The sequence below is a fragment of the Stenotrophomonas sp. YJH_SMC_123 genome (assembly GCF_059368215.1).
Genome location: NZ_JCAFRM010000010.1, coordinates 19,401 through 45,773, shown reverse-complemented (window position 1 = coordinate 45,773; position 26,373 = coordinate 19,401). Strand labels below are relative to the sequence as shown.

Below are 26,373 nucleotides of genomic sequence, written 5' to 3'. Positions count from 1 at the left end.
ACAGCATGCAGGCAGGCACAGCGATGACGGCAGTGACAGCTGTCACCCGATGACACTGACGGCGGCAACTGCGAAACGTGACCACGGCGGCACAGGATGGCAACGTCCCCGCTACCGGTACCGCCCATGGATCCGATCACCCCGTCGCTGGCCCGCCACAGCCGCGCCGCCAAGCGTACCGTGATCCGCGCTCGGTTGCGCCGGTGCCGCCCGGCCGGTGGTGGCGCCTGCGCGCAGGCGGCTGAACTGGCATGATCGGCGGCGATCGTCCCCGCCTGGAACCGCCCGTGCCGTCGACATGGCTTGCCTCGCTGCTGCGCCCCGCGCCGGACTCGGCGGTGGCCGATACGCTGCGCCGGGGAAAATCGCCCTGGAGCGAGGCAGTCCACCTGCTGTGGTCGGTGTGGATCTTCCTGACGCCCTTGCTTGGCCACGGCTTCACCCTGCGCTGGCTGCTGCTGACGCTGGCCAGCTATCCGGTGTTCCTGCTGCTGTACGCCAAGGTGATGGTGGCGCCGCGCCATCACGCTCCGCGCTATGCGCTGGGCCTGATCGCGATGTCGCTGGTGCTGCTGCCCTGGTATCCGTCCGGGCTGACCTACTTCGTGTTCGGCTGCGTGCTGCTGCGGGTGAGCGGACGCGGTGGCTGGTGGCAGTATCTGCTGCAGCTCACTGGCCTGAACCTTCTGTTCTGCAGCCTCGCGCTGCTGTTCCAGTACCCGTGGCAGAGCCTGGTCTGGATCCCGGCCGTGTCCTACATCGTGGGGCTGGTCGTGAACGTGGAAGCGCTCAACCAGCAGAAGGATGCGGCACTGCAGCTGTCGCAGGACGAGGTGCGGCGGCTGGCGGCCACTGCCGAGCGCGAACGCATCGGCCGCGACCTGCATGACCTGCTCGGCCACACCCTGTCGCTGATCACATTGAAGCTGGAGCTGGCGCGCAAGCTGCACGACCGCGGCGACGCGCGCGCGCGGCTGGAGATCGGCGAGGCCGAGGCCATCGCCCGCGAAGCGCTGGCACAGGTGCGCAGCGCGGTTACCGGCATCCGCGCCAGCGACCTGGCCGGTGAGCTGGCATCGGCGCGGCTGCTGCTGGAATGCCAGCAGGTCCACCTTCAATACGCACCACCACCGGCGATGCCGGTGGATGTCGAACGCGGGCTGGCGCTGGTGCTGCGCGAGGCCGCAACCAATATCGTGCGCCATGCACAGGCGACACAGGCACGGGTGGAGTTCATGCTGGAGGGACGCATGCTGGCGATGCAGATCCGCGACGATGGCCGTGGCGGCGTGCAGGCCGAGGGCAACGGGCTGAGCGGCATGCGCGAACGCGTGGCCGCCCTGGGGGGCAGCCTGCAGGTACAGTCCGCAAAGGGTGAGGGCACGCGACTGACCGTGCGCGTGCCACTGGCTGCCGCGACCACACCGTTGCCGCCGGGAGCGCCGCCGTCGCTGGCACAGGACGGTGCCGCATGATCCGCATCCTGCTGGCCGAGGATCAGGCGATGGTGCGCGGTGCACTGTCGGCGTTGCTGGGCCTGGAGCCGGATATCGAGGTGCTGGGCAGCGCCGCCGATGGCGAAACAGCGTGGCGGATGCTGCAGCAGCTGCAACCGGACATCCTGGTCACCGACATCGAGATGCCCGGCCTGTCCGGGCTCGAGCTTGCCCAGCGCATCGCGCGCCACGAGCTGCCGATCAAGGTGGTGATCGTGACCACCTTCGCCCGCGCCGGCTTCCTGCGCCGCGCGCTGGAAGCCGGCGTGCTGGGCTACCTGCTGAAGGATGCACCGGCCGAGAACCTGGCCGATGCCCTGCGCAAGGTGAAACAGGGCATCCGCGCGATCGACCCGCAGCTGGCACTGGATGCGTGGTCGCAGGCCGATCCGCTGACCGACCGCGAGCGCCGCGTACTGCGGCTGGCGGGCGAGGGCCGCACCGCCAGCGAGATCGCCGAGCAGCTGGGGTTGTCGCACGGTACGGTGCGCAATTACCTGTCCGAGTGCATCGGCAAGCTGGGCGTGGCCAACCGGATCGAGGCGTACCGGCTGGCGCGGCAGAAAGGGTGGTTGTAGCGGATCATTTCCGCGCCTGCGGAGAGGTGTCACTTTCTTTGCTCGTGCAAAGAAAGTAACCAAAGAAACACGCCGCCAGAGCGCGAGCCGTCGCTACGCGACGGTTCCCTGCGCTTCTCGGCGAATCAGGGGACGGCGCCGAACTCGCTGCGCTCAGACACCGGCGCCTCTGCGCCCCCTGATTCCCCTGCGATGCTCGGCTCGCTCAAGGCGGACCCAACGTCAAAGGCAAAATCTGCACCCGGTAGATCCACGCCATGCGTGGATGCTCTTGCTGTTGATCTTGACCTTCCAGTCCGCCTTGAGCGAGCCGAGCACCGCAGGACCGGCGAGGGCGAAGAGGCGCGGGTGTCTGAGCGCAGCGAGTTCCCGCGCCGTCCCTCGACGGACCGAGGAGCGCAGGGCACCGGCGTGCGAAGCACGCCGGCTCGCGGCCGGCGGAGCGTTTCTTTGGTTACTTTCTTTGCGCGCAAAGAAAGTGACACCCCCCGCGGTCGCGGAAACAATCCGCCGGGAACGCCCGGCGAATCCTTTCAATTCTTCCCGCGCGCCATCGCCTGGAACACCCCGTCACGCCGCACCCACAGGTGGAACAGCGCCGCACCCACATGCATCAGCACCGTGGCAAACAACACATAGGCCAGCAGGCTGTGCGCATTGCGCAACGCGGCATACAGCGCCGGGGTATGGGGCACGATCGGCGGCAGGTGCAGGCCGCCCCACAGCACGATCGGGTAACCGCCGGCCGACAGCATCGCCCAGCCGATCAGCGGCATCGCCAGCATCAGTGCGTACAGCATCCAGTGCGAGGCCTTGGCCGCCATCACCTGCCACACAGGAAGATCCGCCGGCAGCGGCGGTGGGCGATGACGCAGCCGGTTGTACAGGCGCAGCAACACCAGTACGCCGATGGTGATGCCCAATGGGCGGTGCAGGTCGATCAGCATCGGCCGCAGGTGCAGCGAGGCGACCATGGTCACGCCAATGAACAGCATGGCGACGATCATCAGCGCCATGGACCAGTGCAGCACCCGCGCCAGCAGGTTGAAGTGGCCGTTGCCGGTGCTCATCGTGCGGCCTCCTTCCGTTGCTCGACGTTGCCGGTGGCGCGCTCGCGTTCGCGGCGGTTGAAGGACTGCGAATACACGGCCGAGCGGGCCGCCAGGATCGGATCGTCACTGCCACGCACGCCGCTGGGCAGGATCAGCGGATCGAAATTGATCTGCCCGCAGGCGCCCTGTTCCTGCGACTGCATGCGGTCCAGGCTGAGTACGCCGGCCACTACCTGATCACGCGATTCGGGCCACGGTACCGACGGATCATCGATGGCATCGCCAGGCTCGGCGGTGGTCACGACCAGGTTCCAGCGCACCGGGCCGCTGGCCAGGCGCTGCTGCAGTTCCTGGCTGAGGAAATCGACGCTGGCCTGCTTGCGGGTTTCCGCATCCATCTCCACCACCGGCGCCTGCGGCTGCCAGCGCCAGCGCACCGCGCGCTTCTGGCCCTGCGCATTGGTGAACCAGAAGCTGTTGACGCTGTTGAAGGTGGTGTCGGCCCAGCTGCTGGTCCACGGCGCGGTCTTGGCCCACTGCTGGAAAGCCTGCGCACTGGGGTATTTGGCCAGCACCGCGGCCATCTTCTGCGGATCGGGCTTGCCGGTGACCGGGTCGGGAATGGAGGCGCGGGTCTGCTCGTAGAACGCCTCGGCGCTGGGCACGGCGAAGAACGGGAAGCTGTTCATCGCCATGCGCCATTCCTGGCCATCATCGCTGACCATCTGCACCGCGAGGCTGCGCACGCGTGCAGTGTTGTCGGCGCCGTAGGGGTCGCCGCCGCCGATCGACAACCGGCCCATCACCGGCACGCGGCGCTGCGAGAACACCCGTGCGCTGGACAGGGTGGGCGCCTGCGCGCTGGGTTCGAACCAGCCGCTCACGCAGATGCCCTTGCTGTGCGCGCGGCGGAAGCCCGGGTGGGCCGGGCCGGTGGCCTCGATGGTGTCGGTGAAGCGCTGCGCGGTCAGGCGGTTTCCAATCCAGCCGGCCAGCCAGGCGAAGGCCAGCGCGACCGCACCCAGAATGAGTGCGATCAGTGCGATCCAGAGCAGGGGTGAATGCTTGCGTGGCGCGCCCGGCGTCTGGCCAGCGCGGGTGTAGCGGAAGAGCGACATGGTCGGAGTCCTGCCTTCACGGAGCGTGTGGGTGGTCGACCCACACATCCTCGCAGAACCCGGCCGGGGCCGAAATTCAATTTTTCGTCAGATTTTCCGGGGACGGGGTGCCGACCAACGGTCGGCACCCACCCGATCAGCTGTAGCGCTGCTTCAGCATCGCCCACGCCGAGCGCAGCGCCAGCGCTTCGCCACCGGCCGGACGGCCCGGGCGCTCGCCGTCGTTCCAGGCATACACATCCAGGTGCGCCCAGCGCTGGCCGTCTTCCAGGAAGCGTTCCAGGTACAGCGCGGCGGTCACCGAGCCGGCCATGCGCGAACCGGCGTTGGCCAGGTCGGCGATGCCGCTGCTCAGGTAGCGCAGGTAGGGGCGCCACAGCGGCATGCGCCAGACCGGGTCGCGGGTCGCGTCACCGGCCTGCAGCCACTGCTGGGCCACCGTGTCGTCGTTGCTGAACAGTGCCGGCAGGTCCGGGCCCAGTGCGATGCGCGCGGCACCGGTGAGGGTGGCGAAGTCCAGCACCAGGTCCGGCTTCTGCTCACCGGCGAAGGTCAGCGCATCGCACAGGATCACGCGGCCTTCGGCATCGGTGTTGTCGATCTCCACGCTCAGGCCCTTGCGGGTGGCGATCACTTCGCCCGGGCGGAAGGCATCGGGACCGATCGCGTTTTCCACCGCCGGCACCAGCAGGGTCAGCCGCACCGGCAGCCCACGTGCCATCACCAGGCCGGCAAGGGCCAGTGCATGCGCGGCGCCACCCATGTCCTTCTTCATGTTGCGCATGCCGTCGGCCGGCTTGATGTCCAGCCCGCCGGTATCGAAGCACACGCCCTTGCCCACCAGCACCAGCGCCGGGTCGGTTTCCCTGCCCCAGCGCAGCACGACCAGACGCGGCGCACGATGCGAAGCGCGGCCCACGGCGTGGATGGCCGGGAAATTCTGCTTCAGCAGTTCGTCGCCGGTAATCGCCTCGACCTGCGCACCATGTGCATCGGCCAGCGCGCGCGCGGCGTCTTCCAGCTGCTGCGGGCCCATGTCTTCGGTCGGGGTGTTGACCCAGTCGCGCACGCGCAGGCTGGCGGCGATCAGGTCGGCCACTTCGCCGGTCGGCGAGGCCACCAGCTGCGCCGGTGCGCGGTTGCGCTTGCGATAGCGGTCAAAGCGGTAGCTGCCCAGGCCCCAGCCCAGCTGCAGCAGCGCCAGTTCGGCGGCCGGCAGTTCATTGGCCAGCTGCCAGACGCTGCCTTCCGGCAGCGCGTGCGGCGCATGCGCATAGCTGTAGGCATCGGCACGATCACCCACGCCCATCACGGCACCGGCCAGGCCATCGGCGCCCGGCAGCAGTGCCACGCTGTGGGCGCCGGCGTTGAAGCCCTGCGATGCCAGCCACGCCTGCGTGGCAGCCGGCTGGCTGTCCTTCCAAGCGGCGAACTGCTCGCGGTCCAGCACGTACAACGGCAGCGCCGCAGCGGTGTCGGCGGTGAAACCAGTGATCTCGCTCATGCGTCAGGTACTCCGGGGTGCGGCGGCGTCGAGGTTGGCATCCAACCAGTCGGCCAGGCCGGTAAGGGTGTCGAACTGCAGGTCCGGCTGCAGCTGCGGATGGGTCCAGGTGGCTGCGTCGCGGTTGATCCAGCAGCCGCGCAGGCCGGCGGCAATCGCCCCGGCCACGTCCATGTCGGCATGGTCGCCGACGTGCAGCACCTGTGCCGGTGCCACACCCAGGCGGGTGCACGCGGCATGGAAGATGCTGGCTTCGGGCTTGGCCGCGCCGTGTTCGCGCGAACCCAGCTGGAAGGCGAAATGATGGGCCAGGCCGATCCGCTCCAGGTCGGCGTTGCCGTTGCTCAGCGCCGCCACCGGTACCCGTGCGGCAATGCGCGCCAGCGCGTCGATCGCATCGGGATAGCACTCCACCTGGTTGCGCGCGGCGTAGAACACTTCATACGCAGGCTCCAGCAGATCGAGGCTGGCACCGCTGGTGTGCAGTGCTTCGTGCAGGGTCAGCCGGCGCAGCGCACTCAGGTCGTGGTGGAGGTGCGGATGGGCGTGGTACAGCCGCTCGCGCAGTTCGCGCATCGCCTCCACCGGATACATCGCGGCGGTAGCAGGGCTGTGTTCGCACATCCAGGCGTGCAGGACCTGTTCGATGCGGGCGCCGATCGGAGCGAACGGCCACAGCGTGTCGTCAAGGTCGAGGGTGATGGCTTGGACGGGGAAATTCACCTCGCCATTCTACCCCTGCCCGCGCGGGCTTTCATGCGACGCGGCGGGCGGGTGGGCACTGTGGCTGGGCCGGGTCAGCGCAGGTTGTACGAGCAGGCGATGGTGGTCTGGCCGTCGAACTGCTGCACGTCCAGGTTGTGCTGCCCAACTTCCTTCGTGTAGGTGCCTGCTACCGGGTCGGACATCTTCGCCAGTGCCGCGACCTGTTCCACACTGGCCGAGCTGAAGTACGCGGTGAAACTGTCGATGCCATCCTCGCCGCTGTCGCCGTCATAGGACTGCAGCCGGTTCACGGGCTGGCCCAGCACCATCAAGGGCGTGGTCAGCCGGAACTCGCCGCTGGATTCGCCGTCCTGCGCCCTTGTCGGGGCCGGTGCCAGCATCCGGGCCATGGCGTCGAACTGCATGGGCGTGAGGTGCCGCTTGCAGGTAACCGCCTCAGCAAGCTGGGTGCGCGCCTGATCGGCAGTCGGCGGTGTCGCGGCGAACGCGGGAGCGGCAATGCAGGCCAAGGCAAGGCAACGCGTGGCGAGAGAGTTCATACGAGCGGATCCATCCGGGTAGGGCGCCATAGTCTGCCACTTCGTCCCTGTTTCTGGTTCCGCCACCTGCGTCCATCCGTTGTTGATGCCGTCACTCCAGCAGGCGTGCCCAGCCCTGCATGCCATCCAGGCGTGCCAGCACCAGCTTGATGCACACCAGCAGCGGCACTGCCAGCAGCAGCCCGATCATGCCCCAGGCCCAGCCGAACACCATCAGCGCCAGGATCAGCACCAGCGGCGACAGCTTCATCCGACGGCCCAGCACGATCGGGGTCACCATCTGCCCTTCCAGGGTGTGCAGGCCCAGGTAGGCGGCGGCCGGCAGCAGGGCCTGCAGCGGGTCGCGGAACTCGACGAAGCCCATCAACAGCATCAGCGCCACGCCGATCAGCGGACCCACGTACGGGGCGAAGTTCAGTAGTGCAGCCACCGTGCCCCACAGCAGTGCTTCCTGCAGGCCGATGCCGAGCAGCATCAGCACGCCGGCGAACACCAGCCCGACCAGGGTGTTGATGACGCTGATGGTCAGCACGTAACGCGAGACCTCCCGTTCGATCGAACGCAGGATGTCGGTGGTGAACCGCTGCTGCTGGCGGTTCGGGAACAGGGCGATCGCTGCGCGCTGCAGGCTCTGCCCGTAGATCATGAAGAACAGGGTCAGCAGCACCACCGCCAGCACCGACGCGGCCAGGCGCGGTGCACGGGTCAGCATGCGGTATGGATCGTCCAGCTGGGTGCGGATCACCTGCACCTTGTGGTTGCTGTCACCGCCGGCCACGCGGGCGAAGTTTTCCGCCGCCTGGTTGGCCTGCTGCACCGGCTTGGTCAGGTCCTGCACCTGCCGGGCCACCTTGCGCAGCTGCTGCGGTGCTTCCTGCGCCCATTCCATCGCCGGACCGATCAACTGCACCGCCAGCGAACCGGTCACGCCCAGCCCGGCGCCGAGGATCAGCAGTGCGCCCAGCGCGCGCGGAATCCACAGCTTCTGCAGCAGGCGCAGGATCGGGTTGCCGACCAGTGCGAAGAACACCGCCAGCAGCACCGGCAGGATGATGTCCTGCGCGGCCCACAGCGTGTAGCCCACCGCCAGGGTGGCCAGGACCACCAGCGACATCGGCCCGCGTGGACGCGACGGGGGCGGCAGCGGTGCCTCCGCACCCTGCGGATCGGCTGGTGACGGGGACAGGAGGGACTCGCTCATCGACGCACCAACCGGGAAGGGGAGCGCATTATCCGCCGGCCGCGATCGGCGCGGCGGAGTGCGTGGATCAACGTTCGGACAGCTCGGTGGCGGCTTCGGCCGGGCGCGGTTCGCGCGGTTCCGGTTCGGGTTCCGGGCGGGGGGCAGGTGCCGGCCGTGCGTTGGCGGCGGAGGCCGCCGCCTGTGCCTGTTCGCTGGCATCGTCGGCTTCTTCGGCCGCGTCGTCGGCGGTCGCTGCAGCCTGTGCCGCCATCGCCGTGGCGAACGCCGCCTGGGCACTGGCGAACAGGTTCGAGACCGAACCGACCATCTGCAGCCAGCGCGCACCGTTGACCTTGCCGGGCACTTCCAGCTTGCCGGCGATGAAGCCACCGGCCAGGCCGACCACCACGATGCGCAACGGCGACCAGCCCTTTCGCCAGACGTCGCTGAGCGTGGACCAGTGGTCCTGGGTCTCGCCCAGGCGCACGGTCACCACCTGTTCGCAGCGTTTCACCCGCCGCTGCAGCGCGCCGAACTTCATGGCTTGCCCTCGGGCAGCTGCACGCCGGCATCGGGGTCGTCTTCGCTGGGCTCGTCGAACAGGCCCAGGCGTGACAGCTGGCGCCGGGTGGCATGCATGCCGGTGTGATGGAAGAAGTAGGACACCCGCCAGATCGCGTAGCCGGTGACGGCCAGGCTCAGCAGCGAGGTGATCAGCAGCGCCTGCAGCCAGCTAAGGCCCCAGCTCTGCAGTAGGGCGATGAGGGTGGCCGCCATCAGCAGCCAGGCCGACGCACCAAATACGATCGCCACGCCGGCCCAGGCCAGCGCACGGCCGAAGGCGCTGCGGGCCAGGGCGAAGTCGGCCGAGGCCAGCCGGCGCAGCGAGCGCACGGTGTGCTTGGCCGAATCGGCGGCGGCACGACCGGCCGCGCCGACCTGGCGGATGCTCTCATCCAGCGGCGGGGTGGCCGCCGGATCAGGGGCTTGCGCGTTGTCTTCGCTCACGCCGCGGCTTACTTGTCGCTGCTGCCGCGGGCCAGCTTGGCGATGATCCAGCCGGCAGCGAAGGCGACGCCGAACGAAGCCAGCGGACGCTCACGGATCAACTCGGCGGCGCTGTCGATCAGGTCCTTGCCCTTGTCCATCAACGCGTCAACCTGTTCCTTGGCAGCGGCACCACCGAATTCGGCGGCGGCCAGGCCAGACAGTGCGCTGTCGGACAGTTCGGCCTTGACGTTGGCCTTGCCGATGCGCAGCTCGTCGGTCGCGGCACCGGTTGCGCCCTTGATCGCACCGCCGGCGGCCGTGGCGGCCTGCTTCAGGTGGGAACCGGCTTCACCCAGGTGTTCCTTCAGGTTCTCGGTATTGGTGGGGCTCATCGAATCACTCCTGTTGCGATGGGGGAACGGGTGTCGGCGGTGCCGACCTGGACTGACAGCAATAGCATTGCCGGGGTATAGGGGGTGTTACGGCAGGGCGATCAGCGCATCACGAGCTGGCCCTGCTGCTGGCCATTGTTGCGCAGCACGCGCACCACCAGGGTCGGCGGGCGCTGCTGGAAGTTGGCGCGCCAGCTGGCCAGGTCGGCGAATTCACCCACGGTGGCGTCGGTGATGATGTCGCCCTGCTGCAGGCCGTTGCTGGCCGCGCGGCTGCCACGCTTGACCTCGCTGACCAGCACGCCGCCGACACCCGACTGTCGCAGCGACTCGGGCAGGTCGACGAAGGTGGCACCGGTCAACCGCGGGTCCAGGCTCTCGCCGGTGACCGCACGCGCCTGTTCCTTCAGCGTGGCCTTGATCTGCACGGGCTTGCCTTCGCGGCGTACATCCAGCGTCATCGGGCTGCCGACCGCAGCCAGGCCTTCCACGTTGTGCAGGGCTTCGGCGCTGTCCACGCGTTGCCCGTTGGCCGAGACCACCACGTCGCCCGGCTTCAACCCGGCCGCGGCGGCCGCCGAACCGGCCAGCACGCGGGTGATCAGCGCACCGCGCGTTTCGCCCAGGCCCAGCCCCTGCGCGATCTGCGCGGTCAGGTTCTGGCTCTCCACGCCCAGCGTGCCGCGTACCACCACGCCGTGCTTGACCAGCTGGTCGACCACGCTGCGCGCCAGATTGGACGGAATCGCCAGGCCCAGGCCGATGTTGCCGGCCATGCTGCCCTGCGGGTTGAAGCTGGCGGTATTGATGCCGACCAGCTGGCCCTGCAGGTCGACCAGGGCGCCACCGGAATTGCCGGGGTTGATCGACGCATCGGTCTGGATGAAGTTCTGGTAGCCCAGGCCACGGATGCCGCTGCGGCCCACCGCCGAGACGATGCCCGAGGTGACCGTCTGGCTGAAGCCGAACGGGTTGCCGATGGCCACCACGAAGTCACCGACCCGCAGCTGGTCGCTGTTGCCGAGCTTGATGTCGGTCAGGTTCTGCGCCGGGATGCGGATCAGCGCGATGTCGGTATCGCGGTCCGAACCGAGGAACTCGGCCTTCACCGTGCGCCCGTCGGCCAGTGTCACCTGCACGTCATCGGCGTTGTCGATGACATGGTGGTTGGTCAGCACCAGGCCTTCCTTGGCGTCGATGATCACGCCCGAGCCCAGCGATTCGTTGATGCGCTCCTGCGGGATATCCGGGAACAGGCGGCGGAAGAACGGGTCGTTGAAGAACGGGTTGCGCACGCGCACCACCTGCTTGGTGTTGACGCTGACCACGGCCGGCATCGCCTTTTCCAGCATCGGCGCCAGCGAAGGCACCGCCTGTCCGGCCACCGCGGCCGGCAACGCGGCGGTGGTCGGCAGCACCGCTGGCAGCGGTGCTGCATCGGCACGGTTGTCCAGGTGGGCATTGATGCCGGTGGCAACGAAGCCACCGAAGGCGGCGGCGATTGCGAGCGTAAGCAGGGTGGGAAGCGGTCGCATGGTTGTCGGTTCGCTGGCGTGGGTGGGGGCGATTCGGCCCTACGGTAAAACAAGCTGAATGAGTGTGTCGCGATCTGGATAAATGCGCCATGAAAACCGCAGGCCGCGAAAGGCGAGTGAGGAGGCTGACAGCATGGCTGTGGCGACACCGCACAGGCGACGCCTGCACCACCGAAGACGATCGCCGGGGGCGCCGACACAGACCGATACCTGCGCAGTTCCGCGCAACCGGGTGCCGCAATGCGCCACAGCACGCATCGGATGCCGCGTCCGTGCAACGGCACGCAACGGCCATCTTCGACCACGCGCTTGCTGTGGCGTAGTCCTTAAAAAAAGGGGTTTCCTGTGAACCCGCCGCTTCCGCGGCAGTGGTGGGCTACACCATGGCCGTCGCATCAGATGCGATTGCGGGCGCGTGCCCCGTTCCACGATCGTCAATGTCGGTATAGCATCGCCCCGTTTTGATACTTAAGGCCCCCAGGAGGGCAACATGAGCAACGGTAATGGTGTGTCGGTCGTGACCGACGCCGTCGAGAACGTCAAAGAAGCCGCCACCAACGTTGGCGAGACCATCGCCCACGCCGCCGAAGACGCCGTGAAGTCGGTCAAGAAGACCGTCAAGCGCGCCACCAAGGCGGCCGGTACCCGCGTTGCCAAGGCCAAGAAGGCCGTGGCCAAGGTCGAGAAGACCGTTGCCAAGAAGGCCGACAAGGCCGCCAAGTCGGTCGGCAAGACCGTTGCCAATGCCAAGAAGAAGCTGGAAGCGGCCAAGAAGAACGCCAAGGCCGAAGCCGCTGCCCTGAAGAAGGAAGTGGCCAAGAAGAAGGCCGCTGCAGGCAAGGCTGTGACCAAGAAGGCCGCTGCCGCCAAGAAGACCACCAAGGCTGCCGGCAAGAAGGTCGCCACCGTGAAGAAGGCCGCCACCAAGAAGGCCGCCACCAAGAAGGCCGCCGTCGCGAAGAAGACCGTTGCCAAGAAGACCGCGGCCGCCAAGAAGGTGGTCGGCAAGAAGGTCGCCACCGCCAAGAAGGCTGTGGCCAAGAAGACCGTCGCCGCCAAGAAGGTCGCCGGCAAGAAGGCCGTGGCTGCGAAGAAGGTTGTCGGCAAGAAGGTTGCCGCCACCAAGAAGGTCGCCACCAAGAAGACCGCGGCCGCCAAGAAGGTTGTCGGCAAGAAGGCTGCCGTCGCCAAGAAGGCTGTTGGCAAGAAGGCCGCCGTCGCCAAGAAGGCTGTCGGCAAGAAGACCGCCGTCGCCAAGAAGGCGGTGGGCAGGAAGGTTGCCGCCACCCGCAAGACGGTCGCCAGGAAGGCTGCGCCGCTGAAGAAGGTCGCCGCCAAGAAGGCTCCGGCCAAGAAGGCCGTGCGCAAGGTCGCCAAGCGCAAGTAATCGCGCCGTGACCGAAGGCCCTGCCACCCACCGGGTGGTAGGGCCTTTCGCGTTTCTGGGGTGCTACCTGGGGCAAGATGCAGGTTCTTCCCGCCGGAGCCCCGACCATGCGCGGTATCGACTTCAGTTCCTGGCAGGGCGTGCTGTCCACGTTGGCCGGCCTGGTCCTGATCACCCTGCTCGGCGTCGGCATCCGCCTGCTGGTGATGCAGACCCTGCAGCAGCGCCGCGAGCGCGAGAACCGGCAGATCAACGAACGGCTGCGCACGCTGATGGCCGCCTACAAGACCCTGGGCGGTTCGTTCACCGGCGAGCTGGGCGTGGATCCCAGCCATCGTCGCGACCTGCGCCAGCGCGAAGATGCCGACGGCATCGCCGAGCCGCGCTCGGACCGTGCGCGGCGCATCCGCGATGCGGTCGAGGCCGCGCTGTCGGACATCCTGCTGCTGGGCACCGACGAACAGGTGCGGCTGGCCACGCGTGCCGCCAACGAACTGGCACAGGGGCGCCCGGTGCATACCCACGAACTGGTGGTCTCGCTGCGCGACTTCGTGCGCGAAGCGCTGGATCTGGCCCCGATTCCGGCCGATCTGCAGATTCCACCGCAGGGGCCGACCCGGCCCGTTGCCAGTGGTGGCGGCAAGGGCCGTAACGACGGCGATGCCAAGGGCGGCCGTGCAGGCGGTGGCGGTGGTGGTGGAATGGGCGCCGGCATGGGCGGCATGGGCCTCGGTGCCGGCGCCGCACTGGGCGCCGGCCATGCTGCTGCCAGCGATGAAACGGACGCGCGCTGAGCACGTCCGCCGGGTTCAGCGCGTCAGCTCGTAGAGCGGCACGAAGCCGCCGTAGATCATCCGCGCGCCGTCGAACGGCATCGGATTCTTCGTTGGATCAAACCGCGGATCCTCCATCATCTTCTTCATGCCGGCGTCGCGGGTCGGCTTGTCCGGCCATTCGATCCAGGAAAACACCACCGTCTCATCCGGCGTGGCTTTCACCGCGCCGAAGAAGTCGGTGGTCTTGCCGTGCGGCACGTCATCGCCCCAGCACTCGACCACGCGCAGCGCGCCGTACTCGATGAAAACGGGATCCCCTGTGCGTGCATGGGCGAGGAACTTCTCCTTGTTGGCGGTGGGCACCGCCAGGACGAAACCGTCGATGTAGCTCATTGCCTGCCTCCGGATGGACCGTGCCACATGCACGGCCTTCAGGTACACGACGAACCAGGGGATCGGGGATCGACAACGGTGGACGGTGAAGAAACCTGAAAAATGCACGCGCGCCGCGCGCGTATGCCAGACGCAGCCTGAATCAAGCCAAAAAATTCAGCAATGCGAAGACCGCTGTTTTCAGGGAGCGTTGTGGCGAATAACGGAGAATTTACATTCCCGATGCGATGGCGCCTTGGCGCTGCTGCACACCATAAGAAAGTAAAGGTGTACCCCCATGAAGAATTCGCTGATTGCTCTGGCCCTGGCCGCTGCCCTGCCGTTCACCGCTTCGGCTGCTGAGAACCTGTCCTACAACTACGCCGAAGCCGACTACGCCAAGACCGACGTTGAAGGCATCAAGGCCGACGGCTGGGGCGTGAAGGGTTCCTACGGCTTCCTGCCGAACTTCCACGCCTTCGGCGAATACAGCCGCCAGGAAATCGACCACACCAACCTGAAGGTTGACCAGTGGAAGGTCGGTGCCGGCTACAACGTTGAAATCGCTCCGAGCACCGACTTCGTTGCCCGCGTTGCCTACCAGAAGTTCGACCGCAAGCACGGTCTGGACTTCAACGGCTACAGCGCTGAAGCCGGTATCCGCACTGCCTTCGGCGCCCACGCCGAGGTCTACGGCATGGTCGGTTACGAAGACTACGCCAAGAAGCACGGCGTCAATCCGGATGGCCAGTGGTACGGCCGCCTGGGTGGTCAGGTCAAGCTGAACCAGAACTGGGGCCTGAACGGCGAGCTGAAGATGAACCGCCACGGCGACAAGGAATACACCGTCGGCCCGCGCTTCAGCTGGTAATTGCTGCCTCGGCGCGATTGCGCGCTGGAGACGCCCCAACAGGCCCGGCATTTGCCGGGCCTGTTGCGTTTGCGCCGTGGCAAACCGGAATGCTGTCTGACTGGCGGAATGCGCGGGCCAGCCATTGCAAGGAATTGGATTCCGCCGCTGCGGGCACCGACCTACGTTGGATGTCCCATGTTGCCTGGACATGCCGCAATGCCGCTGACCCTCCCGCCTCTGCTGCCTGATCGGCCACGACGCCTGGCGCTGCTGGACCCGCACCCGGTACTGCGGTTGGGCGTGGAAGTGCTGCTGCGCCAGCACGCGGGTGTGCAGGTACGGGTGAGCCTGTCCAGCGAGGCGCACCTGCTGCACCTGCTGGAGCGCAGCCCGACGTGTGTCGACCTGCTGCTGATCGATGCGTTGCCCATGGGCGACCTGGGCGATGGGTTGGCCCTGTTGCACGTGCTGTCGCAGCGCTGGCCGGCACTGCCGGTGCTGGTGCTCTCGGCACACTGCAATGCCAGCACGGTGGCCACCGCGATGCGTGCCGGTGCGCGCGGCTTCCTGTCCAAGTCGACGCCACCGGACGTGTTGCTGCGTGCCATTGATGTGGTCGCCCGGGGAGGGCGCTTCGTGCCACCGGAGCTGCGCGCGGAACTGAACCTGCCGGGCACGCGTGCACGCAGAATGCCGGCCCCGGCACTGGTGCCGTTGAGCCAGCGCGAACGGGAAGTGCTCGGGCTGGTGCTGAAAGGGGTCAGCACCAGCGAAATGGCCCTGCGATCGGGGCGTTCAGCCAGCACGATCAGCTCGCAGAAAACCTCGGCCTACCGCAAGCTCGGCATCCGCGGGGACGGTGACCTGTTCCGCTTCCGCCACCTGCTGGAATGCGGATGAGCGGCGTTACTCGCCCTGGTACTGCTTCTCTTCCACCAGTGCAGAACCGGCCACGCGGTTGATCTCGTTCTTCACCTGCACGCGCTCGCCATTGGTGCCATAGACACCGCGTGCCAGCTGGATGAATGCATCATCGAACACCTGGGCCGCTTCCTTGTCGCGCAGCTGGTCCTGGATGTCCCACATACGCTCGTTGATCGCCTTCAACTGCTGCTGCAGCGCGGCCAGGGCCGGCTGTGCCTGCAGCTGCTGCTGCAACAGGGGCAGCAGGCCGTCCAGCTCGGTGCGCACGTTGGCCAGCTTGGCGGCATCGTCGATGCGCTCGGCCTTGATCTGGAGAATGGTGATCTTGTCGATCAGCTCGCCGATCGATACCGGGGTCAGGATGGCGTCCACGCGGTTGGTTCCTGGAAACAGGGCGCCATGATACCGCGCCGCTGGCGCATGGCCCCGATCCACGGGATTTACGCCGAATTTGCGCCGTGGGCCGGGCCGCACCCTCGATCCGTTACGGCCACGCGCTGGACACTGCCGTCCCGGCGGCGTGACCGCCTTCGACGAGGAACACAGTGCAGTGAACAGCAAGGGGACGATGGCGGCGGTGGTGGCCGCCCTGGCAGGGCTGCTTGGCATGGGCAGCGCGCAGGCACAGGTGCAGGTCAGTGGCAGTGCGGCCTTGACCAGTGACTACGTGTGGCGCGGCAGCTCGCAGAGCGATGGTGACCCGGCGGTGCAAGCCGGCGCGAAGATCTCGATCCCATCGGGCTGGTACGCCAGCGTGTGGGGGTCCAACGTCTCGTTCAAGCCGGACAATGGCGCGCGCAGCGAGTTCGACCTGGTGGCGGGCTGGTCCGGCGCGCTGGCACCGGACTGGACGCTGGATGCGAACCTGACCCGCTATGTGTATCCGGGTACCGGTCGTGCGCTGGACTGGACCGAACTCAACACCACCGTGACCTGGAAGCAGCGCGCCTGGCTGCAGGTCGCGCATTCCAACGATGCGTTGGCCGGTGGCCATCGCGGAACCTATGCCCAGCTGGGCGTGCGTGTGCCGTTGCACGAACGCGTCCGCCTGGAAGCAGCGGTGGGCCAGTACTGGCTGGCCACCGCGCAGGGCCCGGATTACCTGCATGGCCAGCTCAGTGCCATTGCCACGCTGACTCCGGCATGGGAGCTGCGCGCCACCGTGCATGACACCGACAGCGCGGCCAAGCGACTGTTCCCGGGCAATGCCGGTGGACGCTGGGAGCTGGCGCTGCAGGGCAGCTTCTAGTTCGACGATGCCGCCTGGCGCGCGCGCAGCGCGCCGGGCAGCCACAGCAGCAGGGCCAGCACGGCCACGGCGGCACCGGCCACGCAGACGCCGGTCCAACCGTAGCGCTGGTAGACCTGCGCCGACAGCAGCGAACCCAGCGAGCCGCCGATGAAGTAGCCGGTCATGTAGCCGGCATTGAGGCGGTTGCGCGCCGCGGGCTGCAGCGCATAGATCAGGTTCTGGTTGCTGACGTGCAGCAGCTGTGCGGCCAGGTCCAGCACCACCACGCCGATCAGCAGCGCCAGCAGCGAGTGGGCCGACAGCCCCAGTGGCAGCCACGACAGCAGCAACAGCACCAGCGCGATGGCAGTGGCGCGTCCGGTCTGGCCGCGGTCGGACATGCGCCCGGCCAGGCCGGCCGCCAGCGTACCGGCTGCACCGACCAGCCCGAACAGGCCGATGGTGGCATCGCTGTAGGCGTACGGTGGCTGCGCCAGCAGGAACGCGAGCGGGGTCCAGAAAATCGCGAACATGGCAAAGCTGCAGGCACCCAGCAGGGTGCGCTGGCGCAGCACCGGCTCCTGCACGAACAGCACGCCGATCGAGCGCAGCAAGGCGAAATAGCCCAGGCCGGCGCTGTGGTGGAATCGCGGCAGGCCGCGCTGCAATGCCAGTGCGGTCAGCACCAGGGTGCCGGCAGCGATGGCATACACCAGGCGCCAGTCACCCAGGCTGGAAAGCAGGCCGGCCACGGTACGCGCCAGCAGGATGCCCAGCAGCAGGCCACTCATCAGCGTGCCGACCACGCGGCCACGATGTTCCGGCGCGGCCAGCGTGGCCGCGAACGGCACCAGCACCTGTGCCACCACCGAAAACAGTCCGGTGATCGCGGTCCCGACCAGCAGCCAGGCCAGCGACGGCGCGCAGGCACTGATCACCAGGCCACCGGCCGACAGCAGGCTCATCACCACGATCAAGCGGCGGCGCTCGAACAGGTCACCCAGTGGCACCAGCAGGATCAGTCCGGCGGCATAGCTCAGCTGTGCTGCGGTAACCACCATGCCGACCTGGCCGAACGGCACGCCGAAGGCATCTGCGATGGTGTGCAGCAGCGGTTGCGCATAGTAGTTGCTGGCCACGGCCACGCCGGTGGCGACCGACATCAGCAGCACCTGCCAGCGGTGCAGAGGGGGAAGGGAGGGGCTCACGTGGTGTTCCAGGAAGCGGGGTGCACAGTGTCCGCCTGCTGCGGTCATGATGGAAATGAATCATCATCATCCTTGTCATCTGAAAACAAGATAGCTGGATGAACCTCAAGCAGCTCGAGTTTGCCGTCGCCCTGGCCGAGGAGGGCAATTTCACCCGTGCCGCCGAGCGCTGTCACGTGGTGCAGTCCGCGCTCAGCCACCAGATCGCCCACCTGGAACAGGAACTGGGTGCCACGCTGTTCGAGCGCCTGCCACGCCAGGTGCGGGCTACCGCCGCCGGCGAGGCGTTGCTGGTGCACGCACGCCAGGTGCTGGCCAGCCTGCGCCACCTGCGCGCCGACGTGGCTGCCGTCAGTGGCGAAGTGCGTGGCCTGCTGGCCATCGGGCAGATTTCTTCGCTGACCGACATCGACGTCGTGGCGATGCTGGCGGCCTTCCAGCGGGTGCACCCACAGGTGGAGTTCCAGCTGCGCGTGGACAAGAGCGAAGACCTGATCGCACAGGTGCAGTCGCGCGCGCTGGATGTGGCACTGGTCGGCCTGGCGCCGTCGGCAGCGCTGGAGGGCGTCTGCCACCAGGTGCTGCAGGAGGAGGATCTGGTAGCGGTACTGGCGCCGTCGCACCGGCTCGCCGGGCGCACGCGGTTGCCATTGACCGCACTGCAGGATGAAGCGCTGGTCGACTTCCCGCGCGGTACCGGTGCGCGCCGGCAGACCGACGATGCCTTCGCCGCCGCTGGCCTGCCGCACACGGTGCGTTTCGAGGTCAACCTGATGGAACTGGTCGAGCGCTTCGTCCGCCACGGATTGGCGGTCGGCATCGTGCCGGCGTTGATCGCCGAAGGTTTCCAGGGCGTGGTTCAGATTCCACTGCAGCCGACCCCGACCCGGCGCGTACACCTGGTCTGGCAGCGGCTGCCGACGCCGGCCGCGCGCGCCTTCGTCGAGGCCGTGCTCAGCCGCGCAGGCGCAGGCTCAGGCCCTTGAGGAAGTTGCGCAGCATCTGGTCCAGGCAGCGCCGGTAGTTGGTGTGCCCGGGCTGGCGGAACAACGCACCGACTTCCGACTTGGACACGTTGAAGCCGGCGCTGGCGAAGATCTCCATCAGGTCCACGTCGCGCAGCTGGAAGGCCACGCGCAGCTTCTTCAGCACCAGGTTGTTGTCGATGCGCGTTTCCACCGCACGCTGCGGCTGGCTCTCGTCGCGACCGCGCAGGTGCACGATCAGGCCATCGAGGAAGTGCGCCAGTGCGCTGTCGTTCATCGCCTCGAAACCGGCTTCGTCCTCGCGGCGCAGCCAGGCCTTCACCTGCTCGGTATCCACGGCGAAGGCCGGGTCGGCCATCTGGCACAGGGTGACCACGTGCTGGTCACCCAGGTCCAGGGAGTAGCGCACGCTGCGCAGGACATCATTGTTGATCATGGCGCAATTGTACCGGTCACCCCGGCACGTGGGGTCGCCGCCGGGGTCAGATCCCTTTGCTCCGCAAAGGGATCTGACCCCGGATCCGGCCGATCCGGCAACACGGGTGCTGCCGGACGGTGCCAGAATGGAGATCTGGTTTTCCCCTTGGAGTTGCCTGATGACCCGCACTGTCCTGATTACCGGCGCCACGTCCGGCTTCGGCGCCGCCGCCGTCCACCGCTTCGCCCAGGCCGGCTGGAAAGTGATCGCCACCGGCCGCCGCGGCGAACGCCTGCAACCGCTGGTCGAGCGCTATGGCAAGGACGTGGTGCACGCCGCCGCCTTCGACATCCGCGATCCGGTGGCGATGGAGGCGGCCCTGCTGGCGCTGCCGCCGGCCTTCGGCGAGATCGACCTGCTGGTCAACAACGCCGGTCTGGCGCAGGGCACCGCACCGGCACAGAGCGCCAGGCTGTCGGACTGGACCACGATGATCGACACCAACATCACCGCGCTGGTGACCCTGACCCACCGCCTGTTGCCGCAGCTGGTGGAGCGCAAGGGTGCGATCATCAACATCTCGTCGGTGGCCGGCGTCTACCCGTACCCGGGTGGCAACGCCTACGGTGGCACCAAGGCCTTCGTCAGCCAGTTCTCGCTGGGCCTGCGTTCGGACCTGCACGGCACCGGCGTGCGCGTGACCACGATCGAGCCGGGCATGGCCGAGACCGAGTTCACCGTGGTCCGCACCCATGGCGACCAGAATGCGTCGGACAAGCTGTACAGCGGTGCCAATCCGATGACCGCCGAAGACATCGCCGAACAGATCTTCTGGGTGGCCACGCTGCCACCGCACCTGAACATCAATCGCCTGGAGCTGATGCCGGTCAGCCAGTCCTTCGCCGGGTTCCAGGTCGCCCGCGAGGGCTGACGCCGTGTGTGGAGTCGAGCCATGCTCGACTCGGCAGAAACAAAAAAAGCCGGGCAATGCCCGGCTTTCTTCATGCAGTCCCGCAGAACGTCACTGCGCCTTGATGGCCATCGCCTGCAGGCCGGTGCCATCCAGCTTCTGCTTCGCTTCAGACAGTTCGCCGGCGCTGCCGTACGGCCCCATGCGCACGCGATACACGGTCTTGCCGTTGATCTGCGCCGACTCCACGCGTGCCGCCAGGCCCATCATGGCCAGCTTGGCCTTGGTGGCTTCGGCGTCGCCGGACGCACCGAAGGCACCTGCCTGCAGGATGTAGCGGGCGTTGTCGGCGGGCGCCGGTGCGGCAGTGGTCGCCGGCGCGGTGGGCGCGGCTTCCGCGCGCGGCGCGGGGGTGGCGGCCGTGCTGGTCGACGCCGGTGCGGTGCTGGCCGGCGGGGTTGCCGCGGCCGGGCGCTCGCTCAGCGGTGCCGGCAGCGGACGGTTGCTCGCGGTCACCGGTGCGGTGCTGGCGACGCTGGCCGTTGCGGTCGGTGCCGGCGTGGCCGTGCTCGCCGGCGGCACCGGCTTGCCCTCCAGCGCGGCCTGCGCGCGCGACGCTTCGGCCTTGGCCCGGCGCTGGTCCTCGGCACGCGCGCTGGCGGCCAGTTCGGCGTCGGACATTTCCACTTCCTTGCCCGGCAGCAGGGTGTAGAAGTCGTACTGCGTCGCCGCGGGCTTCTCCGGTTCGGCCGGCTTCGGCGTGGCCGGCTGCGCGGCTGGCTGGCTGCCGACATCGCTGTCTGCATCAGCAACCGGGGCCGGCTGCGCGTTCGGGTTCGGCTGCGGACCGGCGCGCAGGAAGCCGTCGCCTTCGCCCTTGAACAGGTTCGGCGCCGCCAGGAACACCACGGCGGCGATCGCCACACCGGCCACCAGCCACACCCATCCGGGTGTGCCCTGGCTGCTGCTGTTGCGTCGTGCCTGGGTTTTGCCGCGTCGTGCTGCCATGTGTACTGCGTCTCCTGATGCTTACATTTTTTCCGGGGCGCTCACGCCCAGGAGTTCAAGGCCGTTGGCCAGCACCTGGCGCGCCGCGCAGGCCAGGGTCAGCTTGGCGTTGCGATCGGCGGCGTCTTCCACCAGCACCGGCGTCCCGTGATACCACGTGTGGAAGGCATGCGCCAATTCACGCAGGTACTGCGCCACCAGGTGCGGCTCCAGCGCCACGCCGGCCGCTTCCACCACTTCCGGATAGCGCGAGATCTCGTTCATCAACAGCAGCGAGGCATCGTCGGCCAGGTGGCCAAGGTTGGCCAGGCCATTGCCCTGCTCGTACACCAGGCCCTTTTCCTGCGCCTGGCGCAGCAGGCTGCAGACACGGGCGTGCGCGTACTGCACGTAGAACACCGGATTGTCGTTGCTCTGCTGGCGCGCCAGGTCGATGTCGAAGGTCAGCTGCGAATCGGGCTTGCGCGCGATCAGGAACCAGCGGGTCGCATCGCGGCCGGCTTCTTCGATCAGGTCGCGCAGGGTGAAGTAGCTGCCGGCACGCTTGGACAGCTTCACTTCCTCGCCGCCGCGCATGACCGTGACCATCTGGTGCAGCACGTATTCCGGCCAGCCCTGCGGGATGCCCACTTCCATCGCCTGCAGGCCGGCGCGCACGCGCGCCAGCGAGCCGTGATGGTCGGCGCCCAGTTCGGTGATCGCGCGCTCGTAGCCGCGCTGCCACTTGGACAGGTGGTAGGCCACGTCCGGCACGAAGTAGGTGAAGGTGCCGTCGGACTTGCGCATCACGCGGTCCTTGTCGTCACCGAAGTCGGTGCTGCGCAGCCACAGCGCGCCGCCTTCCTCATAGGTGTGGCCGGACGCCTGCAGCTTGGCCACCGCTTCGGCAACCTTGCCGTCGGCGTACAGCGAGCTTTCCAGGAAGTAGATGTCGAAGTCGACACCGAACGCGGCCAGGTCCAGGTTCTGCTCGTTGCGCAGGTAGGCCACGGCGAAGCGGCGGATTGCCTGCATGTCGTCCGGATCCTTGGCGCCGACCACGGTGCTGCCTTCCAGGTCGACGCTGGCACCGGCCATGTAGGCGCGGGCGACATCGGCGATGTACTCACCGCGGTAGCCGCCTTCCGGCCAGCCGTCCTGATCGGGTGCGATGCCCTTGATCCGCGCCTGGGTGGACAGCGCCAGGTTCTCGATCTGCACGCCAGCGTCGTTGTAGTAGAACTCGCGCTTGGCGTTCCAGCCGTTGGCATCGAGCACGCGGGCCACGCAGTCGCCGATCGCCGCTGCGCGGCCATGGCCGACATGCAGCGGGCCGGTCGGGTTGGCCGACACGTACTCCACGCCCACCGTGCGGCCATTGCCGGACAGGTTGCGGCCGTAGTCGTGGGCTTCCTTGATGACCGAGGCGGTTTCGCGCTGGTACGCGGCCGGGGCCAGATGGAAGTTGATGAAGCCGGGGCCGGCGATCTCGACCTTGCTGACGTCCTCGCTGCGCGGCAGCGCCTCGACCAGCGCCTGTGCCAGTGCGCGCGGATTGCTGCGCGCGGCCTTGGCCAGCAGCATCGCGGCGTTGGTGGCGAAGTCGCCGTGGTCACGGGTCTTCGGGCGCTCGACCACGAAGTCCGGCGGCAGGGAGTCGGCGGGCAGGGTGCCATTGGCGCGCAAGGCTTCGATGCCTTGGCTGATCAGGGCGCGGAGGAGATTTTTCACGAGGCCTGCTGTGAGAATGAGCGGCGGAATCGCCCATTTTAGCGCAGATGCCCGCGCCCACGCTGACCAGGACATGCCTGCGGGGCGCCCGCCCGGCCCTGACCAGGGCCGTTCAGCCGAACAGGCGCGGCTGGGGCGGGGACAGCAGGCCCCGTTCAGCAAATGAAACGGGGCGGCCCTCGCCGACGACGAAGTGGTCGAGCAGGCGCACGTCCACCAGTGCCAGCGCCTGCTGCAGTTCATCGGTGATGCGGGTGTCGGCGCCGGAGGGCTCGGGGTCGCCGGAAGGATGATTGTGGCTGAGGATCACCGCTGCCGCATTGTGCAGCAGGGCTCGACGCACCACCTCGCGGGGATAGACCGGGGCGGCATTGATGGTGCCCTGGAACAGTTCTTCGCAGGCGATCAGGCGGTGGCGGTTGTCCAGGAACAGCGCCATGAAGATCTCGCGGGCCTGGCCGCGCAGGCGGTGCTGCAGATAGCGGCCGACCGCAGCCGGGTTGTTGCCGACGGCCTCGCCCTGCTGAAGTTCGGCCGCCAGATAGCGGTGGGCCAGTTCCAGCCCGGCGGCCAGTGCACAGCTTCGAGCAGGGCCCAGCCCCGGCAACCGGGCCAGCTCGCGGGCCGGGCGGTCCAGCAGCACACGCAGGGGACCGTGCGCCTGCAGCAGGTCGCGCGCGGTCTGCACCGCATCGCGTCCACCGAAGCCGGAGCCGAGGAACAGTGCCAGCAGTTCTGCGTCGGACAGCGTGGCGGGGCCGCGTGCGATCAGCTTCTCGCGGGGACGTTCCTGTTCGGGCCAGTCGTGGATGGGCATGCCTGCATCATCGCCAGTGGGGGCGATGCGGCCCATCAGGGCAGGACGCATGCCCGGGTCGGCCGTTGCCTCAGTCGCGTCGCGACTGCAGGTAGGCGAACAGCTCCTGGTTGTTCTGCAGCCCCAGCTTGCGCTTGGCCTCGGCCTTCTGCCGGCTGATCGTCTTGGGGCTGCGGCCGCAGTGGACGGCGATGGCGTTCACTTTCAGCCCGGCGGCCAACAGGTCCAGCACTTCCTGTTCGCGGGCGGACAGCGCCGCCGGTTCGCGCGCGAACATCAGGTCGCGCGCCTGCAGGTGGTGGCGCAGCTGCTGCGAGACGAACACCTGCCCTGCCATGGCCGCGTTCAGGGCCTGCGGCAACTCGCCGAAATCGGCGCACTTGTCGACCAGGCCGCTGACACCCTCACGCAGCAGGCCATCGAGCAGGCCGGGGTGGCGGGCGCCGGTAAGCACCACCACGGGCATGCGCGGGTGGCGTGCGCGCAGTTCAGCGATCAGTTCCGGGCCATCCGGGCCGGTGCCCGGCATGGAGAGGTCGGTCAGCACCGCGTCGCAGCCGTGGTGCTCGACCAGCTGCAGCAGCTCGGCGCCGTCACGCGCGCTGCCGACGACCTCCATCAGGTGGGTCTGCAGCACGATGCGGATGCCATGCAGGACGACGGGATGGTCGTCGGCGATGATGATGCGCGGGTGCACGCGGAATCCTCGAAAAGCGAAGCGGCACACCTGCGGCGGCCACTGACGATTCTGCAAACGTGGCCGGCCTACAGGTATAGGAAAGTTCCGAATCGCAGTGTCTTGAACCCCGGAAGCGCTGTGGTGCAAGTCCCATCTGCTGATAGCTGCCCGCTATGTGCGCTGTGCACCGGGACATTACCGACCATCGGGTAAGCTAATGCCCTCGTTTGCACAGGAATTCCAGGTGGCTGACTCCCCCAACGCTTCCCCCGCGCCCGGCCGCGCGCTGGAAGGCCAGAAACTGCTGTTGTGCGTCGGAGGCGGGATCGCGGCCTACAAGGCCCTGGAACTGGTGCGACGCCTGCGTGATGCGGGCGCCCAGGTGCAGGTGGCGATGACCGCCGGCGCCCAGCAGTTCGTCACCCCCCTCAGTTTCCAGGCCCTGTCCGGGCAGCCGACCCGCACCACGCTGTGGGACGGCGCCGCCGAACAGGCCATGGGCCACATCGAGCTGGCCCGCTGGGCGGACCGCATCGTGGTCGCGCCGGGAACCGCCGATCTGCTGGCCCGGCTGGCCCAGGGCCATGCCGATGACCTGGTCAGCACCCTGTGCCTGGCCAGCACCGCACCGCTGACGATCTGCCCGGCGATGAACCATCGCATGTGGCTGCATCCGGCCACCCAGGCCAACATCGCCCTGCTGCGCCAGCGTGGTGCGCAGGTGATCGGCCCGGTCGATGGCCCGCTGGCCGAAGGTGAATCCGGCCCCGGCCGGCTGGCCGAACCCGGCGACATCGTGGCCGCGCTGGCCGCCAATGGCGGCGCCGCTGCGACGGTTGCCGCGCCGGAAACCCGTGCCCTGCAGGGGCTGCGCCTGCTGATCAGTGCCGGCCCGACCTACGAAGACATCGATCCGGTGCGTTACGTCGGCAACCGCAGCAGCGGCAAGATGGGCTTTGCCCTGGCCGCCGCTGCTGCCGCGCTGGGCGCGCAGGTGGTGCTGGTCAGCGGTCCGGTACAGCTGCCGACGCCGCCGGGCGTGCAGCGTATCGACGTGCGCTCGGCCGCGCAGATGCGCGATGCCGTACTGAAGTCGCTGCCCGCCGACATCTATATCGGTGCCGCCGCGGTGTCCGACTACACGCCGCGCCAGGTCGCCGCGCAGAAGCTGAAGAAGACCGCCGACAGCCAGTCGCTGGTGATCGAACTGGTGCGCACGCCGGACATCCTCGCCGAAGTCGCTGCACAGACGCAGTCGCTGAAGCTGGTGGTCGGCTTCGCCGCCGAGACCCACGACGTGGAGAAATACGCGCGCGGCAAACTGGTCGACAAGCGCCTGGACCTGGTGATCGCCAACCAGGTCGGCATCAGTGGCGGCGGTTTCGAGAGCGACAACAATGCCGCCACGGCCTTCTGGCAGGACGGCGAACAGGTATTCCCGGCCACTTCCAAGCGCGAGCTGGCCGAACAACTGCTGGCGCTGATCGCGCGGAGACTCCAGGCATGACCCAGGCATCCACTTCCCACCCGCTGCAGGTCAAGCTGCTCGATCCGCGCTTCGGCGACAGCTGGCCGCTGCCGGCCTATGCCACCGAGGCCAGTGCCGGCATGGACCTGCGCGCGGCGCTGGATACCGCGCTGACCCTGCAGCCGGGCGACACCGCGCTGGTGCCCAGCGGCCTGGCCATCCATATTGCCGACCCGAACCTGTGCGCGGTGATCCTGCCGCGTTCCGGGCTGGGCCATCGGCATGGCATCGTGCTGGGCAACGGCACCGGCCTGATCGATGCCGACTACCAGGGGCCGCTGCTGATCAGCGTCTGGAACCGTGGCCGCGAGGCCTTCACCATCGAGCCGGGCGATCGCATCGCGCAGCTGGTGGTGGTTCCGATCGCCCGCGTCAGCCTGCAGGTAGTGGATACTTTCACCGACAGCGTGCGGGGCGCGGGTGGATTCGGCCATACCGGGGTGCGTTGACAGG

30 protein-coding genes are annotated in these 26,373 nt (G+C 67.9%); 12 read left to right on the top strand and 18 right to left on the bottom strand.

The features are described from left to right. Nucleotides 1-126: 126 nt before the first annotated feature. Genes AC5P5W_RS19145 through AC5P5W_RS19135 form a run of 3 tightly spaced genes read left to right on the top strand, consistent with a single transcriptional unit; the run spans nt 127 to nt 2,074 of the window. A complete protein-coding gene (locus tag AC5P5W_RS19145; protein WP_257473236.1) occupies nt 127-255 on the top strand; it encodes a hypothetical protein in 129 nt (42 codons plus the stop codon). Then, entirely contained in the window at nt 252-1,475 is a 1,224-nt protein-coding gene (locus AC5P5W_RS19140) for a sensor histidine kinase (RefSeq protein ID WP_032956229.1), read from the top strand. Before AC5P5W_RS19145 ends, AC5P5W_RS19140 begins: the two co-directional genes overlap by 4 nt. After that, nucleotides 1,472-2,074 carry a response regulator transcription factor gene (locus AC5P5W_RS19135; RefSeq protein WP_014645643.1) on the top strand — a complete coding sequence of 201 codons (603 nt, stop codon included), beginning with the start codon at nt 1,472-1,474 and terminating at the stop codon, nt 2,072-2,074. Before AC5P5W_RS19140 ends, AC5P5W_RS19135 begins: the two co-directional genes overlap by 4 nt. 533 nt (nt 2,075-2,607) lie before the next feature. On the opposite strand, the gene AC5P5W_RS19130 is transcribed toward AC5P5W_RS19135, so the two are convergent. From AC5P5W_RS19130 to AC5P5W_RS19085, 10 genes are all read right to left on the bottom strand, one after another. After that, nucleotides 2,608-3,144 carry a cytochrome b gene (locus AC5P5W_RS19130; protein ID WP_049441850.1) on the bottom strand — a complete coding sequence of 179 codons (537 nt, stop codon included), beginning with the start codon at nt 3,142-3,144 and terminating at the stop codon, nt 2,608-2,610. Continuing rightward, nucleotides 3,141-4,244 carry a catalase family peroxidase gene (locus AC5P5W_RS19125; protein WP_053495702.1) on the bottom strand — a complete coding sequence of 368 codons (1,104 nt, stop codon included), beginning with the start codon at nt 4,242-4,244 and terminating at the stop codon, nt 3,141-3,143. The genes AC5P5W_RS19130 and AC5P5W_RS19125 overlap by 4 nt, the downstream gene beginning before the upstream one ends. Before the next feature lie 136 nt (nt 4,245-4,380). Continuing rightward, complete coding sequence (locus AC5P5W_RS19120; protein ID WP_005411979.1) at nt 4,381-5,748, bottom strand: leucyl aminopeptidase family protein; 1,368 nt, start codon at nt 5,746-5,748, stop codon at nt 4,381-4,383. Nucleotides 5,749-5,751: 3 nt separating this feature from the next. Continuing rightward, on the bottom strand, nt 5,752-6,471 hold the full coding sequence (locus tag AC5P5W_RS19115; RefSeq protein ID WP_049441851.1) for an HAD family hydrolase: 720 nt from the start codon (nt 6,469-6,471) through the stop codon (nt 5,752-5,754). 74 nt (nt 6,472-6,545) lie between these two features. Further along, the gene (locus AC5P5W_RS19110; RefSeq protein ID WP_495221380.1) at nt 6,546-7,013 is read right to left on the bottom strand and encodes a hypothetical protein; all 468 of its coding nucleotides are present in this window, start codon (nt 7,011-7,013) and stop codon (nt 6,546-6,548) included. A gap of 91 nt (nt 7,014-7,104) precedes the next feature. Beyond that, entirely contained in the window at nt 7,105-8,214 is a 1,110-nt protein-coding gene (locus AC5P5W_RS19105; protein ID WP_049441853.1) for an AI-2E family transporter, read from the bottom strand. Nucleotides 8,215-8,281: 67 nt separating this feature from the next. After that, a complete protein-coding gene (locus AC5P5W_RS19100; protein ID WP_014645650.1) occupies nt 8,282-8,737 on the bottom strand; it encodes a hypothetical protein in 456 nt (151 codons plus the stop codon). Further along, nucleotides 8,734-9,204: a phage holin family protein gene (locus AC5P5W_RS19095; protein WP_014645651.1), complete on the bottom strand. Its 471-nt coding sequence runs from the start codon at nt 9,202-9,204 to the stop codon at nt 8,734-8,736. Before AC5P5W_RS19095 ends, AC5P5W_RS19100 begins: the two co-directional genes overlap by 4 nt. An 8-nt stretch (nt 9,205-9,212) precedes the next feature. Further along, nucleotides 9,213-9,578, bottom strand: a complete 366-nt coding sequence (locus AC5P5W_RS19090) for a hypothetical protein (RefSeq protein ID WP_004153835.1) — start codon at nt 9,576-9,578, stop codon at nt 9,213-9,215. Nucleotides 9,579-9,679: 101 nt separating this feature from the next. Next, nucleotides 9,680-11,113: a Do family serine endopeptidase gene (locus AC5P5W_RS19085; RefSeq protein WP_014645652.1), complete on the bottom strand. Its 1,434-nt coding sequence runs from the start codon at nt 11,111-11,113 to the stop codon at nt 9,680-9,682. A gap of 490 nt (nt 11,114-11,603) precedes the next feature. Between AC5P5W_RS19085 and AC5P5W_RS19080 the strand changes: the two genes are divergently transcribed. Then, nucleotides 11,604-12,500 (top strand): histone, encoded by an 897-nt coding sequence (locus AC5P5W_RS19080; RefSeq protein WP_495221378.1) that lies wholly within the window; start codon nt 11,604-11,606, stop codon nt 12,498-12,500. A gap of 107 nt (nt 12,501-12,607) precedes the next feature. Further along, nucleotides 12,608-13,294 (top strand): hypothetical protein, encoded by a 687-nt coding sequence (locus AC5P5W_RS19075; RefSeq protein WP_014645654.1) that lies wholly within the window; start codon nt 12,608-12,610, stop codon nt 13,292-13,294. Between the two features lie 15 nt (nt 13,295-13,309). Here the strand turns inward: AC5P5W_RS19075 and AC5P5W_RS19070 are convergent, their stop codons facing one another. Beyond that, nucleotides 13,310-13,669 carry a DUF1428 domain-containing protein gene (locus AC5P5W_RS19070; RefSeq protein ID WP_014645655.1) on the bottom strand — a complete coding sequence of 120 codons (360 nt, stop codon included), beginning with the start codon at nt 13,667-13,669 and terminating at the stop codon, nt 13,310-13,312. Between the two features lie 277 nt (nt 13,670-13,946). Here AC5P5W_RS19070 and AC5P5W_RS19065 point away from each other — a divergent pair, with 277 nt between their 5' ends. Continuing rightward, nucleotides 13,947-14,519, top strand: coding sequence for an OmpO family porin (locus tag AC5P5W_RS19065; protein WP_014645657.1), 573 nt, complete (start codon nt 13,947-13,949; stop codon nt 14,517-14,519). A gap of 198 nt (nt 14,520-14,717) precedes the next feature. Further along, the gene (locus tag AC5P5W_RS19060; protein ID WP_032961444.1) at nt 14,718-15,401 is read left to right on the top strand and encodes a response regulator transcription factor; all 684 of its coding nucleotides are present in this window, start codon (nt 14,718-14,720) and stop codon (nt 15,399-15,401) included. A gap of 6 nt (nt 15,402-15,407) precedes the next feature. Here AC5P5W_RS19060 and AC5P5W_RS19055 read toward each other — a convergent pair whose 3' ends face one another. Beyond that, nucleotides 15,408-15,797, bottom strand: a complete 390-nt coding sequence (locus AC5P5W_RS19055) for a DUF6165 family protein (protein ID WP_010486915.1) — start codon at nt 15,795-15,797, stop codon at nt 15,408-15,410. Nucleotides 15,798-15,975: 178 nt separating this feature from the next. Here AC5P5W_RS19055 and AC5P5W_RS19050 point away from each other — a divergent pair, with 178 nt between their 5' ends. Next, nucleotides 15,976-16,674: a TorF family putative porin gene (locus AC5P5W_RS19050; protein ID WP_197574627.1), complete on the top strand. Its 699-nt coding sequence runs from the start codon at nt 15,976-15,978 to the stop codon at nt 16,672-16,674. Here the strand turns inward: AC5P5W_RS19050 and AC5P5W_RS19045 are convergent. After that, nucleotides 16,671-17,819: an MFS transporter gene (locus AC5P5W_RS19045; protein ID WP_329768298.1), complete on the bottom strand. Its 1,149-nt coding sequence runs from the start codon at nt 17,817-17,819 to the stop codon at nt 16,671-16,673. The genes AC5P5W_RS19050 and AC5P5W_RS19045 overlap by 4 nt on opposite strands. Before the next feature lie 143 nt (nt 17,820-17,962). Here AC5P5W_RS19045 and AC5P5W_RS19040 point away from each other — a divergent pair, with 143 nt between their 5' ends. Beyond that, entirely contained in the window at nt 17,963-18,850 is an 888-nt protein-coding gene (locus AC5P5W_RS19040; RefSeq protein ID WP_032961439.1) for a LysR family transcriptional regulator, read from the top strand. On the opposite strand, the gene AC5P5W_RS19035 is transcribed toward AC5P5W_RS19040, so the two are convergent. Further along, nucleotides 18,819-19,286, bottom strand: a complete 468-nt coding sequence (locus AC5P5W_RS19035) for a YehS family protein (protein WP_014645662.1) — start codon at nt 19,284-19,286, stop codon at nt 18,819-18,821. The genes AC5P5W_RS19040 and AC5P5W_RS19035 overlap by 32 nt on opposite strands. 160 nt (nt 19,287-19,446) lie before the next feature. On the opposite strand from AC5P5W_RS19035, the gene AC5P5W_RS19030 reads away from it, so the two are divergent. Next, nucleotides 19,447-20,199 carry an SDR family NAD(P)-dependent oxidoreductase gene (locus AC5P5W_RS19030; protein ID WP_014035694.1) on the top strand — a complete coding sequence of 251 codons (753 nt, stop codon included), beginning with the start codon at nt 19,447-19,449 and terminating at the stop codon, nt 20,197-20,199. Nucleotides 20,200-20,289: 90 nt separating this feature from the next. Here AC5P5W_RS19030 and AC5P5W_RS19025 read toward each other — a convergent pair whose 3' ends face one another. The 4 genes from AC5P5W_RS19025 to AC5P5W_RS19010 form a co-directional block, all read right to left on the bottom strand. Then, entirely contained in the window at nt 20,290-21,186 is an 897-nt protein-coding gene (locus AC5P5W_RS19025; protein WP_046428160.1) for an SPOR domain-containing protein, read from the bottom strand. A 21-nt stretch (nt 21,187-21,207) separates the two neighbouring features. Then, nucleotides 21,208-22,896: an arginine--tRNA ligase gene (argS, locus tag AC5P5W_RS19020; protein ID WP_032961431.1), complete on the bottom strand. Its 1,689-nt coding sequence runs from the start codon at nt 22,894-22,896 to the stop codon at nt 21,208-21,210. 112 nt (nt 22,897-23,008) lie between these two features. Continuing rightward, the gene (radC, locus tag AC5P5W_RS19015; protein WP_014035697.1) at nt 23,009-23,713 is read right to left on the bottom strand and encodes a RadC family protein; all 705 of its coding nucleotides are present in this window, start codon (nt 23,711-23,713) and stop codon (nt 23,009-23,011) included. 70 nt (nt 23,714-23,783) lie between these two features. Then, a complete protein-coding gene (locus AC5P5W_RS19010; RefSeq protein WP_014645666.1) occupies nt 23,784-24,410 on the bottom strand; it encodes a response regulator in 627 nt (208 codons plus the stop codon). Between the two features lie 199 nt (nt 24,411-24,609). Between AC5P5W_RS19010 and coaBC the strand changes: the two genes are divergently transcribed. Further along, the gene (coaBC, locus tag AC5P5W_RS19005; protein WP_495221370.1) at nt 24,610-25,899 is read left to right on the top strand and encodes a bifunctional phosphopantothenoylcysteine decarboxylase/phosphopantothenate--cysteine ligase CoaBC; all 1,290 of its coding nucleotides are present in this window, start codon (nt 24,610-24,612) and stop codon (nt 25,897-25,899) included. Continuing rightward, a complete protein-coding gene (dut, locus tag AC5P5W_RS19000) occupies nt 25,896-26,369 on the top strand; it encodes a dUTP diphosphatase (RefSeq protein WP_014035700.1) in 474 nt (157 codons plus the stop codon). Before coaBC ends, dut begins: the two co-directional genes overlap by 4 nt. Nucleotides 26,370-26,373 lie beyond the last annotated feature (4 nt).